We start from the raw sequence: 13,754 nt of genomic DNA, 5'->3' as shown, positions 1-13,754 counted from the left end.
GCCGGCCACGACTTTCTTTTTGCCCGTGCTGCCCATTTACGACCAAAAATCCCGCATCAAGCTGCTGATCGTGGTATTGGCGCTGGTTATCGGCGCCGTTACGGTCATCTACACCAACCTGCTGGTCAGCCGCCTTTCCGAGCGCGAGCAGCAGCAGATCGACCTCTACGCCAAGGCCCTGCGCTTCACCATCAACACCGAGTCGGACGACGCCAACGTGCAGTTTGTGTCCACCGAAATAATCGTGGGCAACAAAACCATCCCGGTTATCTGGGCCGATGCCGACGGCAACGTGCTGGACTACCGCAACCTGAACCTGCCCGCCCGCCTCAGCGAGGAAGACCGCGACCAGTACCTGCGGCTGGAAATAGCCGAGATGCGCGCCCAGCACCCGCCCATTGTGGTGGAGCTGGGAGCCGGCGCGCGCAACTACATCTACTACAAGGACTCCCTGATTCTGGGCCAGCTGCGCACCTACCCACTGGTGCAGCTGGCCGTCATTGCCTCGCTGGGCATCATTGCCTACTTCGCGTTCAGCTACTCGCGCCGCGCCGAGCAGAACCGCGTGTGGGTGGGCCTGGCCAAGGAAACCGCCCACCAGCTGGGCACGCCGCTCAGCTCGCTGATGGCCTGGCAGTCGTACCTAAAGGAATCGGAGCGCTTCCGCGACGAGCCCATCGTGGAGGAGCTGGCCAAGGACATCCGGCGGCTGGAAATCATCACCGAGCGGTTTTCCAACATCGGCTCGGTGCCCATTCTCAGGGACGAGGATATTTACCAGGTGGCCGAGCGGGCGGTGGACTACCTCAAGGTGCGGGTGTCGCGTAAGGTGGCGTTCAAGGTGGAGAGCCTGCTGGAGCCCGGCACCACGGCCAAGGTAAACGTGCCCCTGCTGGAGTGGGTCATCGAAAACATTTGCAAAAACGCCGTCGACGCCATGGACGGGCGCGGCAGCATCACGCTCATCATCCGCCATGGCGGCCGCCAGAACAAGCAGATTGCCCTCGACATCACCGACACCGGCAAGGGCATTCCCAAGAGCAAGATTGAAACTGTGTTTCAGCCCGGCTACACCACCAAGAAGCGCGGCTGGGGACTGGGGCTGGCTCTGGCCCGGCGCATCGTGGAGAACTACCACAACGGCCGCCTGTACGTGCGCTGGTCGGAGGTGAGCAAGGGCACCACCTTCCGGGTGCTGCTGAATGCTTGATTAGGTGATAAGGTGACAGGTGACACGTGACAGGTTTTTGGTAACACGTCACACGTGACAAGTAACAGGTCTTAACCAAACAGAAGGCCGGCTGCTCATTCGAGCGGCCGGCCTTTTGCTGTTGGCTTATGTAGCACCTGACAGGGCATCAACCTGTCACGTGTCACCTGTTGCTTGTCACCCTTACCGGTTGGTAATTTCCACGTAGCTGTTGCCGCGCACGGGCTGGCCGTGGCGGGTACCGGTGACGCGGCACATGCCCTCCCAGTAGTACATGCGGATGCCGGCAATGAGCTTGAGCGTGAGCTCCTGCTCGGGCATCACGGGCTCAATCACCAGGTCGTAGCCCTGGCTGGGCACGCGCACCCGCCACTTGCTGGGGTAGCGCAGCTTGGACTTAGGCGAGGTCCAGTACTCGAGGGTTTCGAGCTGAAAGTCGCTTTCGCCGAGGTGGGTGTTCTGGCTCTGGACGCTGTTGTGCGTGCCGCCGCCGATTTTACGGGTGCTGTTCTTGTCGTACACGGCGTAGAGCATCAGCTCCTCGCGGGGCTCGTCGAGCTGAATGCTGAACCAGTCCCAGCCAATGTCCTTGCGGGTAACCGCGCCGCAGTTCCACTGCCGGTCGTACCACAGCTCGCCGCTCACCGGGCGTTTCTCCCCATTGATGAGCAGGGTGCCGCGGGTGCTCAGGCGCGGGTAGCTGTAGTAGCCGGCCGTGGCAATGTTGCCGTAGTTTTCGTAGCCGGTGCCGCCGTGCAGCAGCACGGGCTTGGCGGGCTCGGTGCGCAGGCTGAGGCCGTAGCCGGGGTGGCTGGTGAGGTCGGCGTGCAGCTGGTAGCGGCCTTCCTGCCCGCGCAGGGTCCAGGTCTGGTCTTGCTTGCGAAGGCTCAGGTCGAGGGGCAGGGTGGAGGGCAACTCGTTTTTGAGGCCGCGCCACTCGTAGTCGTAGCGGAAGCGCTTTTGCTGCGGGTCGGTGAGGGCCACGTTCACCATCAGGTGGTCCTTCCGGCCGGTGGGGTTGAAGTGAAAGAACACGTATTCCAGCCCGTACTGCTGGCCCGAGAGGGAGTCGCGCAGGTGGCCGGTGAAGTACCACCACTCCAGGGAGTTGCGCCGGTGCGGGGCTTCTTCCTGGGGCAGCTGGGCCTGGGGGGCTTGTACGTCGTGTTTGGTAGTGGGCTTGAGGGAGCAGGCCGGGCTGAGCAGCGTGAGCAGCAGCGCCAGGGCCGGAAGCAGCTTGTTCATCGGGAAGGATAAGCCGGACCCGGGCCGAAAGGTTTCCGGGCCTCAGCGCCGGAAGGGCCGGGTGAGGCGCCACCAGATGCTGCGCGGGGCGTACCAGTGTCGGTTAACGCCTACATCTACCACCCCTGCTAACATTCCTTTTACATCGGTTTGCATCTGTACCATGCAGGTTTCATTGGAGCTGAGGATAACTTGCTGAGTTAAGTAGCCAACAGAGCTGAATTCAACCAGCAGTCCTGAACCTGTGGAGTTCAGCTCCGATGGAGACAGGAGCTGGAAGGTGCCGTCGGCATTGGTAGTGACACGGAGTTGCGTATTGCTGATCAGCACAGTTGCTCCGGGCAGCCCAGTACTGTCTGAGCCATCTACCACCCGTCCCCGTATGACCGAATACCCGACTGAAGTAGCAGCAGTGCGCTCTACCTCGATGGGCCAGGCCTGCATGGGTACCTGCCGCTGCTCGGCACGGGGCTGCTGAGCCTGAGCGTTTTCAGCCGCCAGCTCACGCACACCCAGCAGGGTTACCGCGGCGGCCAGCCAGCTACGCCAGGGTGCCGGCGTCACGGCTGGCTGCAGCGGGCGGTTGAGCTGCCCGGCGGCGAAGCGGCCGCAGGTCGGGCCCGGCCGCTGCCGCAGGAAAGCCAGCAGCTCGGCATCGGTTTTCTGGGTGAAGTCGATGACCACCTTCTGGCAGGCGGCGCAGTGGCGGCCACCCGCGGCGGGCGACATGGCGGCCCAGCTTTCCGAGCAGGGCTGCGGAACGGCGAGGCTAACGGTGGGGCGGGGCATGGAGCGGGGAGCAAGGTTGCCCCAGATAGATGCGCCGGCAACGGGGGTTCCACAGCAGCCGGCAATGCATTTCAGCACGCAGCCCGGTTTTTCAGGGACTGAACAGGCTCCAACTCGTTTAATATCAGGGCCGGGCGGGTTGGACCCGCCCCAACGCTTTTTTTACGCTTCGGCTTCGGCAGTTGCGCATCAGTACCCGTCAACGTCGGGAGGAATAAACCGAATGGTAGTCAGCTTGGGCGGAAACAGCGTGTCGCCGGGCTGGTAACCAGGGTACGAGGATAGCTGCACCTCGCCCATGGCTATTGACTCCTCCGGCATAGGCTGCAAGCTTACCAGCACCTCCGGCTCGGCTTTTACCACGCGCGCCAGACACCAGCGTTGCGGTTCTAACATACCTGCTACCACCAGCTTAGTGCCGCGCAGCTGCTCCGGCAGCGGCATGGTAAACGTGCCGTCGGCCTGGCTGCGCACCTGCCGGGTGGTGTCGTGCAGAACGGTGATGTAGGCGCCGGCCAGCGGCTGGCCCGAGTCGCGGTCTGTCACGCGGCCCCGCACGACAAACTCTTTCTGGCTTACGGCCGGCGTTTCCGGCGCGGACGGCAGCGGCGGCTGGTCGGCGCAGCTGCTGAGCACCAGGGCCAGGGCGGCCGCGGCCCAGGCCTGGGCGGTGGGAGCGGCCACGGGCAATTGCGGCTGGAGCGGGCGGCTGAGCTGGCTGGCCCGAAACCGCCCGCAGGTAGCGGTGTGCTGATTGTCAGCGAGGAATGCCAGCACCTCGGCGTCGCTCATGGCAGTGAAGTCTACCACCACCTTGGCGCAGCTGCTGCAGTAGCGGCCCGCGTCGGTGGGCGTGAGGTGCTGCCAGGGCTGCGGGCAGGGCGAATCGAGGGAGACGTACGGCATGACGGAATAATGGGCAGGCATGACAGCGAAACGCCGGCCCCGCCGCATTATTCTCTATCTTTTCGGCCTTATTCTTTTTTCCCGACTACTCGTCGAATGGCTTCCAAATCCCTGTTTCGCCGCAAAGACCTGGCGACCATTCTCCACAACCCCCCGGCCGATGCGGCCGCTCATCCCGGCGACGTTGAAGGCGCCGTGAGCGAAGGCGGCCTGGCCCGACACCTGACGGTGCGTGACCTGACTTCGCTGGGCATTGCCGCCGTTATCGGGGCGGGCATCTTCAGCACCATCGGCAACGCCTCGCACGACGGCGGCCCGGCCGTGTCGCTGCTGTTCGTTTTCACCGCCATTGCCTGCGCCTTCTCGGCCCTGTGCTACGCGCAGTTCGCGGCCACCATTCCCGTCTCGGGCTCGGCCTACACCTACGCCTACGCCTCCTTCGGCGAGCTGGTGGCCTGGATTATCGGCTGGGCGCTCATCATGGAGTACGCCGTGGGCAACATCGTGGTGGCCATCAGTTGGTCGGACTACTTTACCGGGCTGCTCGAGGGCATGGGCGTGCATCTGCCGGCCTACCTGACCATGGGCACCCAAAGCGCCTACGAGGGTTTCCACGCCGTGCTCGACCTGATGCAGGCCGGCAAGCCCCTGAGCGAGGCAACTCCGGCTCAGCTGGAAGCCTACAAAGTGTGGAACGCCGCGCCCGCGCTGCTGGGCGACGTGAAGCTGGTGTGCGACCTGCCCGCCTTCCTTATCACGGCACTGGTAACGGCGCTGGTGTACATCGGCATCAAGGAATCGAAAACGGCCTCCAACCTGCTGGTGCTGCTCAAGATGACGGTGGTGCTGGTGGTCATCGTGGTAGGCGCATTCTACGTGAAAACCGCCAACTGGAGCCCCTTTGCTCCCAACGGCGTGGGCGGCGTGCTCAAGGGCGTGTCGGCCGTGTTCTTCGCCTACATCGGCTTCGACGCCATCAGCACCACCGCCGAGGAGTGCAAGAACCCGCAGCGCGACCTGCCCCGCGCCATGATCTACTCGCTCATTATCTGCACGGTGCTTTACGTGGTCATCACGCTGGTACTCACCGGCATGGTGAGCTACAAGGAGCTGGGCGTGGGCGACCCGCTGGCCTTCGTGTTCGAGAAAGTAGGCCTCGACTGGCTAGCGGGCGTGGTGGCCGTGTCGGCCATCTTCGCCATGACCTCGGTGCTGCTGGTGTTCCAGATCGGCCAGCCCCGTATCTGGCTGACCATGAGCCGCGACGGATTGCTGCCCAAGGTGTTTTCTAAGGTGCACCCCAGGTTTCACACGCCCTCGTTTGCCACCATCGTCACGGGCCTGTTCGTGGGCGTGCCGGCCCTGCTGCTGAACATGGACCTGGTTATCGACCTGACGAGCATCGGCACGCTGTTCGCTTTTGCGCTGGTGTGCGGCGGCATCCTCGTCATCGACCCCCACGGCACTTCCGAGGCGCGCTTCAAGGTGCCTTACCTGAACGGCCGCTTTCTGGTGCCGCTGATTCTGGCCGTAATCGGCGGGCTGGTGCTGGTGTACAACCGCGACAACGTGAACGAGTTCCTGCGCCTGGTGAGCTTCCAAGAAGGTTACGAGGGCTTCCGCCACCAAATTCCCATGCTGGTGTTCCTGCTGTTCTGCGTGGGGATGAGCGTGGTGTCGTTCACCAAGAATCTAAGTTTGCTGCCGGTGCTGGGTTTGCTCACCAACCTGTATTTGATGACGCAGCTGGGCATAAGCAACTGGCTGCTGTTCGGCGGCTGGCTGGTCATTGGCCTGAGCATCTACTTCAGCTACGGCTACGTGCACAGCAAGCTCAGCCCTACGCCCGGCGTGCGCCCCGGCCAGCACCTGCGCCGCCCCCGCCGGTAACGCCAATAGATCTGACCGCTGACAAAGCCCGGCTGCTGACCATGCGGCCGGGCTTTGTCGTGCTTGCCGGCCGGGGCCGCCATCCTAACTTGCACAGTCCCTTTACCTCGTGTCGATGTCTACGCCCGATCAGCTGCAAGCCAAGCTACACGCCTCCCGGCAGGAACTGCTCGACCTGGGACTGCGCAATCCGCTGCTGAATTACCGCCCTTCATCGGCCCGCGGCGTGACGGTGCTGCGCGAGCAGTCGGCGGCCGTATACGAGGTGCTAGTGCGCCAGGGCAAGACCATGTATTTCCAGGCAGCGCCAAACGGAAAAGGCAAATCCGTTGGGGTAGAGCAGACTGCCGCTGAGCCGAGCGTGCCTGCAGAAACAGCACAGGCAGGGAGCGGAGCAGTAGAGCTGCCGACTGGCTTACCCTCTACCGTGGAGGTGGCCCCAGGGGCGGAGGCCTACGACAACAAGCTGCAGACCGACGAGCCGGCCGACAAGCTGGAAAGCCGGCTGCTGAACACCTACTACACCGCCCGCACCAGCCTGGAAGAGCAGGGCGTCAACATCTTGTACCTCGCGCTGGGCCAGCTCACCTGGTACGAAACCGCCGGCAGCCCGGAGCCGCGCCGGGCGCCGCTGGTGCTGGTGCCGGTGCTGCTGGAGCGCGGCACCGCCGCCGAGCGGTTCAAGCTGCGCCACACCGGGGCCGAAGTGGAGGACAACCTTTCGCTGCAGGCCCGGCTCAAAGCCGACTTTGGCCTGAAGCTCCCCGAGCTGGACGAAGAAACCGGCGTGGCCCACTACCTGAGCGCCGTGGCCGAAGCCGTACGGGTCATGGAACGCTGGCAGGTCGAGCCCGACAACATTGCGCTGGGCTTCTTCTCGTTCGGCAAGTTTATGCTCTACCGCGACCTGGACCCGGCCGCCTGGCCCGCCGAAGCCAGCCTGCTCGACCACCCCGCCATCCAGGCCCTGCTCGGCCCCGATACCGGCTTCCAGGACCCGGCGCCCAGCATCCCCGATTCGGCCTTTCTCGACACCGAAAGCCCCGCCCACGAGCTGCACCAGGTCCTCGACGCCGATTCCTCGCAGCTGCTGGCGCTGCTGGCCGTGCACGAGGGCCGCAACCTGGTGGTGCAGGGCCCGCCCGGCACCGGCAAGTCGCAGACCATTGCCAACCTGCTGGCCGAGGCCATCGGGGCGGGCAAGCGGGTGCTGTTCGTGGCCGAAAAAATGGCGGCCCTGGAAGTGGTGAAGCGCCGCCTCGACAGCCTGGGGCTGGGCGCGGCCTGCCTGGAGCTGCACTCGCACAAGGCCAACAAAAAAGCCCTGCACGACGAGCTGAAAGCTACCCTGGGGCTGGGCCGCCCGGCCGCGGCTACCGCCGTAGAAGACCAGATAACCCAGCTGCCGCGCTACCGTGCCGCCCTCAACGGCTACGCCCTGGCAGTCAACGCGCCCATTGGCCGCAGCCGCCGTACCGCCCAGCAGGTGGCCGGTGAGCTGCTGCAGCTGCGCCAGCAGCCCGGCGCCACTGAGCTGCCGCGCATTGCCTTCCCCACCCTGGCCGACTGGACCGACGCCACGGCTGCCCAGGCCGAAGACGCGGCTGCGCGCCTGCAGGCCACGCTGCAGAAAGTGGGGCCGCCCCGGCAGCTGCTGTTCTGGGGCAGCGAGCTGACGGTGCTGCTCCCCGCCGAGCAGGCCGCACTAACCGAAAAACTCCGCGCCGCCCAGGCCGCCGTGGAAACCCTGCAAGCCGCCGCCTACGACCTGGCCACGCTGCTACATCAGCCTATTCCCGCCGACCGCGCCGCTGCCGAGGCCCTGCTGCCCGCCGCCCGCCACGCCCGGCTGGTGCCCGCGCTGCCCGGCGCCGACGTCAGCAGCCCGCTTTGGTCACGCCAGGTCACGCATTTAGCGGAAGTGTTACAGGCCGGCGCGGTCCACGCGGCGCTGCACCGGCAGTACGATGCCCCACTGCTGCCCGAAGCCTGGCAGGAGCAATTGCTGACCGAGCGCACCGCCCTGCTGAGCTACGGCGGGAAGTGGTGGAAATTCCTGGTGGGCGACTACCGCCGGGCCCGCAAGCGCCTGCAAAGCCTGTGGCGCGGCCCGTTGCCCGCCGAAGCCGCGCCGCTGGTGGCCGCCATCGATGCCGTTCACGAAGCCGCTCGCCATGCTCAGACCGTCGCCGCGGCCGAGTCGTGGGCTGCGCCGCTGCTGGGCCCGGCTTGGCAAGGGCTGCGCTCCGACTGGCCCGCGCTGCAGGTGGCCGTCGACTTTCTCATGCTCACCCACCAGCGCATCGCGCAGGGGCAGCTGCCGGCATCCTTGCTCGATTACCTGGCCCAAAACACCCGCCCTGAAGCCTTGGATGCCCCGCTGGCCGCGCTCGAAGCCGCGCTGGCACGGCAGCGCACCGCCGTGCAGGCCGTGGCCGATGCGCTGCAGCTCAACGAGCCGCGCCGCTTCGGGCCCGACGGCCGGCTGCAGTTCCAGCCCTTTGCTGTTCAAGTTGCTACTCTTACCGCCTGGGCAGCCGACGTGCCGGCGCTGCGCCTGGTAACGGAGTGGAACAACGTGGCCGCTGCGGTGGAAACCGAAAACCTGCCCGAGCTGGTGCAGCTGGCCGAAACCTGGGCCCCGGCGGCGGCGCAGCTCAAGGCGGCTATGCGCCAGACCTGGCTGGAATACCTGCAGAAGCAGGCCTACGAGCAGCACCCGGCGCTGCGGCAGTTTGAGCGGGCCAGCCACGAAGAAACCGCCGCCCGCTTCCGCCAGGCCGACCTCAGCTCCCTGCACCACAACCGCGTGCGGGCTATGCGCCAGCACCACGAGCAGCTGCCCAATCCGCAGGCCGGCGGCCAGATGCTGCTGCTGCGCAACGAGTTTGGCAAGAAAACCCGCCACCTGCCGCTGCGTCGCCTCATGGAGCAGGCCGGGCGGGCGGTGCAGGCCATCAAGCCGGTGTTCATGATGTCGCCCTTGTCGGTGGCCAGCTTCCTGCTGCCCGGCGCGGTGGAGTTCGACCTAGTGGTGTTCGACGAAGCCTCGCAGGTGAAGCCGGTGGACGCCCTCGGCGCCATTGCCCGCGGCCGGCAGCTGGTGGTGGTCGGCGACTCCAAGCAGCTGCCGCCCACCTCCTTCTTCGACTCGCTGACTGGGGGCGGGGAAGAGGCCGACGAGGAAAACGTGACGGCCGACATGCAAAGCATTCTGGAGCTGTGCAAGGCCCGGCAGATGCCCGAGCGCATGCTGCGCTGGCACTACCGCTCGCTGCACCAGTCCTTGATTGCTGCCTCCAACCACCTGTTCTACGACGACAAGCTGGTCATCTTTCCCAGCCCCGGCGGGCAGGGGCAGCTGGGGCTGGTGTACCATCACTTGCCCGACACGCACTACGAGCGCGGCACCACCCGCACCAACCCGCTGGAAGCCCAGGCCGTGGCCGAGGCTATTCTGCGCCACGCCCGTCACACCCCGCAGCTGACCCTGGGGGCGGTGGCCTTCAGCACGGCCCAGCGGCAGGCCATTGAGGATGCGCTGGAGCGACTGCGGCGGCAGCATCCCGAAACCGAGGGCTTCTTCAACCGCCACCCGCACGAGCCCTTCTTCGTGAAAAACCTGGAAAACGTGCAGGGCGACGAGCGCGACGTGATTCTGATCAGCGTAGGCTACGGGCGCACCCAGGACGGCTACCTCACCATGAGCTTCGGGCCGCTGAACGGAGAGGGCGGTGAGCGGCGCCTCAACGTGCTCATCACCCGCGCCAAGCAGCGCTGCGAGGTATTCACCAACCTCACCGCCGACGACCTCGACCTGAACCGCACCCCGAGCAAAGGCGTGGCGGCGCTCAAGACCTTCCTGAACTTTGCCCAGCACGGCCGCCTGAACCAGAATGAGGAAACCGGCCGTGAAATGGAGTCGCCCTTCGAGGAGGCCGTGCACCGCGCCCTCACGGCCCGCGGCTACGTGGTGCGTCCGCAGATCGGCTCCCAGGGCTTCTACATCGACCTGGCGGTGGTCGACCCCGAGCAGCCGGGGCGCTACGTGCTGGGCATCGAGTGCGACGGGGCCATGTACCACTCGGCGCGCTCGGCCCGCGACCGGGACCGGCTGCGGCAGCAGGTGCTCGAAAACGTGGGCTGGCGCCTGCACCGCATCTGGAGCACCGACTGGCTGCGCGACCCCGCCGCCGAAACCGAGCGCGCCGTGCAGGCCATCGAAGCCGCTCGCCGCGAGGCCGCGCAAGACGATGCCGATGAACAGGACGCCGCGGAAGAGCTGGCGGCCGTGCCCACCGGTATCGCACGGGAAGACGCCCCGGCAACACCTGAGGCTGTGGCCGAGCCTTATCAGCTGGCTCAGCTGCCAGCTGCCATAGGGCACCGCGACTTGCACCAGCACGGCCTGGGGCAGCTCGCGGGCTGGCTCACGCAGGTAGTGCGCGTGGAAAGCCCGGTGCACATCGACGAGGCCACGCGGCGGCTGGCCCAGGCCAGCGGAGCCCGGCAGGTGGGTGCACGCATGCAGCGCACCGTGGAAGAGGCCGCCAAGCTGGCCGCGAATCTGCGCCACCTGCGCCGTGAGGGGGACTTCCTGTGGGAAAACTCCATGCAGGAGCCGCCCCTGCGCAGCCGCGCCCTGCTGACCGCCGCCTCGCGCAAGCTGCCGCTCATTGCGCCCGAGGAACTGGCCCGCGCCCTGCGCCAGGTAGTGAAGCAGAGCTTCGCCATTGACCGCGACGCGGCCTGCCTGGCCACGGTGCGCCTGCTCGGCTTCACCCGCCTCAGCGACGACATGCGCCAACAGCTGGAACCCGTGCTAGCCAAACTATTGGAGCGGGGCGAGTTGCTGGAAGTGAACGGAATACTGAGGCCGGCGGAATAAGAGCGTATGGGCAGCCTTGATCGGGTGCGCAGCTGGGTAGAAGCCGGCAAGCAGATCGGGAAAACCTTCTGTTACGAGCGTAATGGTCAGCGTTGTTGGTTATCGGTCGGCATCCAGCGTTGGGAAGGCATCTATAAACTTTATCTATCCGAAATATCGGAAGCCAACATCGTTGCGGAGGAGTTTCTTCGGGACGAAACCATTCCTTATGCCAGCTTTGAAGAACTGCTGATTGGCTATGCGGAACAAACGGATATTCCAATGGAAGAGCTGACTCCGCTCAAGGGACAAAAGCTATTCAATCCACGCTTTTAATGAGCAGTACGACACAACCTGCCGCTTGACCAATCCTTCCTGCTCTCGTTTCTTCTGGAAGGTTTCATTCCCACCGTGCCGGGTACGAGTTGCCGTTGCCGCCCACGTGAAATGGCTGGCTTGCTACCAGCGCTGATCCTGTTGTTGTACCAATCCGGCCGCTGCGAGCCACTCAGCAAGTTGGTGACGGGGCGCTTGGAAGGTACTCTCTGTTGGACGCCGGTAAAACCAGTATCGACCTTTGCAAGCCACCAGGCAAACCGGCCTGCGGGGGCAGTTACGTAGGTAGGGCTGCTATGCGAAGGATCTGGTTGCTTGGAGGAATGGCGTTGGCAGCGGCCAGCGGTGCGCAGGGGCAGGGGGGCACGGCCGATAGCACCGTCAGCGCCGACCGCCTCATCAGCTACACCTTTGCCAACGACGCCGGCTTTCGTACCGACTACTACTACACGCAGGGCATGACGCTGCAGGCGGTGCACCCGGCCATGCACCGCCTGCCTACCTCGCGTATCCTGCTGAACAGCAAGCCCGGGGCCACCCAGTACTACGGCGTGAAGCTGCACTACGATGGTTTCACGCCGCTGCGCATTCAGGATGCTTTCATTCGGGTGGGCGACCGGCCTTATGCTTCCTACATCTATGCCGCGCTGTTTCGCGTGGCCAACCACCCCGCCCGGCGGCAGCGGCTGAGCTCGGCCCTGCACCTGGGTTACCTCGGGCCGGGGGCGGGCGCTAAGGGCTTCCAAACCACCTTGCACCGCTGGCTCGATTCGCCCACACCCCGCGGCTGGAATTATCAGGTGCAACACGATCTGGTGCTGGGCTACGAGGTGCGGTACGAGAGGCAACTGCTTGCTGCCGGGCGCAATGCCGAACTGCTGGGCGCTACCCAGGCTTCCCTTGGCACGCTCTACACGCACGCCGGCGTCGGTGCCACGCTGCGGGCCGGGCGGCTGAACCCGTATTTTCAAAACCTGGGCACTACCGCCCGGCCGCACCGTGCCGGCCTGCGCCGGCTGCAGTTGTATGCCCAAGCCCAGGGCGAAGCGCGGGCCGTGGGGTACAACGCCACGTTGCAGGGCGGCTTGCTGAACCGCGACAACCCGTACACTTTGTCAACCAGCGAAGTGAGGCGGGTGGTGCTGCGCGGTACCGTCAGCGTGGTCATTGCTTATGAAGGTACCTCGCTAGAAGTAGCCGCTGTGCACCTCACGCCCGAGTTCAGCGGGGGCCGCTCCCACCGGTGGCTGCGCCTGGGTCTGCAAACGGCCTTCTAGGCATGGTTACTTAGCCCGATTCAGAATGAACACGCTGAGCAGAATAATGACCATGCCCACCAGGTGCCAGGCGTTGATGACCTCGCCGTCGAGCAGGCCCCAGCCCAGCGCCACGATGGGCACCAGGTAGGTGTTGGACGAGGCAAACAGGGCGGTGGACTGCTGGATGAGCTTGTTGAACAGCACCATCGCCACGGCCGTGCTCAGCGTGGCCAGCAGGGCAATGTAGCCGAAGGCCTCCCAGGCGCCGGGGGCATGTTGCAGCTTGTAGAGAAAGTCGGTGCCGAGCAGCAGGTACAGCGCGGCCGGCCCGCCGATGAGCATGAGCAGCAGTCCGGTTACCGCCACCGACGGAATGCCGTGGAAGTGCTGCTTGATGATGTTGATGCTGATGCCGTAGCCCAGCGTGGCCAGCACGATGTAGAGCCCGTACCAGGCGTTGCCTTCGCCGGTGGGCGTGGCCTCGCCGCCGCTGCCGCCCAGGCCCATCAGCACCACCGTGCCCAGCAAACCCGCCGCAATACCCACCGCCCGCAGCCAGGTGATGCGCTGCCCGAAAAACAACGCGCCCATCAGCAGGGTAAAGGCCACGGTGAGGGCGTTCAGCACCCCGGCCAGGCCCGAGGCCAGCTTGGTTTCGGCGTAGGCGAACAGGAAGGCCGGGATGAGCGTGCCCACCACGCCGCTCAGCAGCAGCCACTTAAAGCGGCTGCGCTCCACGCGGCGCAGGTATTTCAGCGAGAAGGGAAATAGCAGCAGAGCGGCCACCGTCACGCGGGTAGCACCCAGCTCCAGGGCCGAAAACACCACCAACCCCTTCTTCATCAGAATAAAGGAGGTGCCCCAGATGCAGGCCAGCACGATGAGCAGCAGCCAGGCCGCCAGCGTGGTGGGCTGGTGCGGGGGCGGTCCGGCTACGGTGGGAGAAGCAGGGGCCGCGGCGGCTGCGGGGGCAGGAGTAGAGCTGGTAGACATGGGCCGCAAAGGTCGCAACATCCGCGCAGGTGGCTGCGCCGGTTTCTTGCGGATGTTGCGGGTAGTGGCGCTAACTATTGTCCGTCATCCTATCGAACGCATAGTTGCCGCTGCCGGCCCATTCGTCGGTCAGCGCGAGATGTTGCCCGTCACCCTGAGGCGTAAGCTGAAGGACCTTACCACTGCTGAACGGCCATCGTAACAACGACTCGTTCTCACGTGATAAGGTCCTTCGCGTTGCGGACGTCAGATGAAGGAT

The 13,754-nt window shown here is 65.2% G+C and carries 9 protein-coding genes; 5 read left to right on the top strand and 4 right to left on the bottom strand.

The features are described from left to right. Positions 1-25: 25 nt before the first annotated feature. Positions 26-1,210, top strand: coding sequence for an ATP-binding protein (locus tag ACE191_RS13025; protein ID WP_400192669.1), 1,185 nt, complete (start codon positions 26-28; stop codon positions 1,208-1,210). 183 nt (positions 1,211-1,393) lie between these two features. Here the strand turns inward: ACE191_RS13025 and ACE191_RS13020 are convergent, their stop codons facing one another. From ACE191_RS13020 to ACE191_RS13010, 3 genes are all read right to left on the bottom strand, one after another. After that, complete coding sequence (locus ACE191_RS13020) at positions 1,394-2,455, bottom strand: lipocalin family protein (RefSeq protein ID WP_400192668.1); 1,062 nt, start codon at positions 2,453-2,455, stop codon at positions 1,394-1,396. Positions 2,456-2,497: 42 nt separating this feature from the next. Beyond that, positions 2,498-3,244: a carboxypeptidase-like regulatory domain-containing protein gene (locus tag ACE191_RS13015; RefSeq protein WP_400192667.1), complete on the bottom strand. Its 747-nt coding sequence runs from the start codon at positions 3,242-3,244 to the stop codon at positions 2,498-2,500. Between the two features lie 189 nt (positions 3,245-3,433). After that, complete coding sequence (locus ACE191_RS13010) at positions 3,434-4,150, bottom strand: carboxypeptidase-like regulatory domain-containing protein (RefSeq protein WP_400192666.1); 717 nt, start codon at positions 4,148-4,150, stop codon at positions 3,434-3,436. A gap of 96 nt (positions 4,151-4,246) precedes the next feature. On the opposite strand from ACE191_RS13010, the gene ACE191_RS13005 reads away from it, so the two are divergent. The 4 genes from ACE191_RS13005 (at position 4,247) to ACE191_RS12990 (ending at position 12,520) form a co-directional block, all read left to right on the top strand. Then, on the top strand, positions 4,247-6,040 hold the full coding sequence (locus ACE191_RS13005) for an amino acid permease (protein ID WP_400192665.1): 1,794 nt from the start codon (positions 4,247-4,249) through the stop codon (positions 6,038-6,040). 115 nt (positions 6,041-6,155) lie between these two features. Further along, positions 6,156-10,928 carry a DUF3320 domain-containing protein gene (locus ACE191_RS13000; RefSeq protein WP_400192664.1) on the top strand — a complete coding sequence of 1,591 codons (4,773 nt, stop codon included), beginning with the start codon at positions 6,156-6,158 and terminating at the stop codon, positions 10,926-10,928. 6 nt (positions 10,929-10,934) lie between these two features. Beyond that, positions 10,935-11,243 (top strand): hypothetical protein, encoded by a 309-nt coding sequence (locus ACE191_RS12995; RefSeq protein WP_400192663.1) that lies wholly within the window; start codon positions 10,935-10,937, stop codon positions 11,241-11,243. Between the two features lie 323 nt (positions 11,244-11,566). Beyond that, a complete protein-coding gene (locus ACE191_RS12990; protein ID WP_400192662.1) occupies positions 11,567-12,520 on the top strand; it encodes a lipid A-modifier LpxR family protein in 954 nt (317 codons plus the stop codon). A 6-nt stretch (positions 12,521-12,526) separates the two neighbouring features. Here ACE191_RS12990 and ACE191_RS12985 read toward each other — a convergent pair whose 3' ends face one another. Further along, entirely contained in the window at positions 12,527-13,495 is a 969-nt protein-coding gene (locus ACE191_RS12985; protein WP_400192661.1) for a DMT family transporter, read from the bottom strand. Positions 13,496-13,754 lie beyond the last annotated feature (259 nt).

It is taken from the genome of Hymenobacter sp. B81 (assembly GCF_044628455.1).
Lineage (GTDB): Bacteria > Bacteroidota > Bacteroidia > Cytophagales > Hymenobacteraceae > Solirubrum.
Note: the sequence above shows the minus strand (reverse complement) of the source record. Positions and strands in the feature narration are given on the sequence as shown.

What these genes read in the sequence shown, in the direction of transcription:
- ACE191_RS13005 (WP_400192665.1), top strand. Translation starts at nt 4,247, where the DNA reads ATGGCTTCCAAATCCCTGTTTCGCCGCAAAGACCTGGCGACCATTCTC.
- ACE191_RS13015 (WP_400192667.1), bottom strand. Translation starts at nt 3,244, where the DNA reads ATGCCCCGCCCCACCGTTAGCCTCGCCGTTCCGCAGCCCTGCTCGGAA.
- ACE191_RS13000 (WP_400192664.1), top strand. Translation starts at nt 6,156, where the DNA reads ATGTCTACGCCCGATCAGCTGCAAGCCAAGCTACACGCCTCCCGGCAG.
- ACE191_RS13010 (WP_400192666.1), bottom strand. Translation starts at nt 4,150, where the DNA reads ATGCCGTACGTCTCCCTCGATTCGCCCTGCCCGCAGCCCTGGCAGCAC.
- ACE191_RS13020 (WP_400192668.1), bottom strand. Translation starts at nt 2,455, where the DNA reads ATGAACAAGCTGCTTCCGGCCCTGGCGCTGCTGCTCACGCTGCTCAGC.
- ACE191_RS12995 (WP_400192663.1), top strand. Translation starts at nt 10,935, where the DNA reads ATGGGCAGCCTTGATCGGGTGCGCAGCTGGGTAGAAGCCGGCAAGCAG.
- ACE191_RS12990 (WP_400192662.1), top strand. Translation starts at nt 11,567, where the DNA reads ATGGCGTTGGCAGCGGCCAGCGGTGCGCAGGGGCAGGGGGGCACGGCC.
- ACE191_RS12985 (WP_400192661.1), bottom strand. Translation starts at nt 13,495, where the DNA reads ATGTCTACCAGCTCTACTCCTGCCCCCGCAGCCGCCGCGGCCCCTGCT.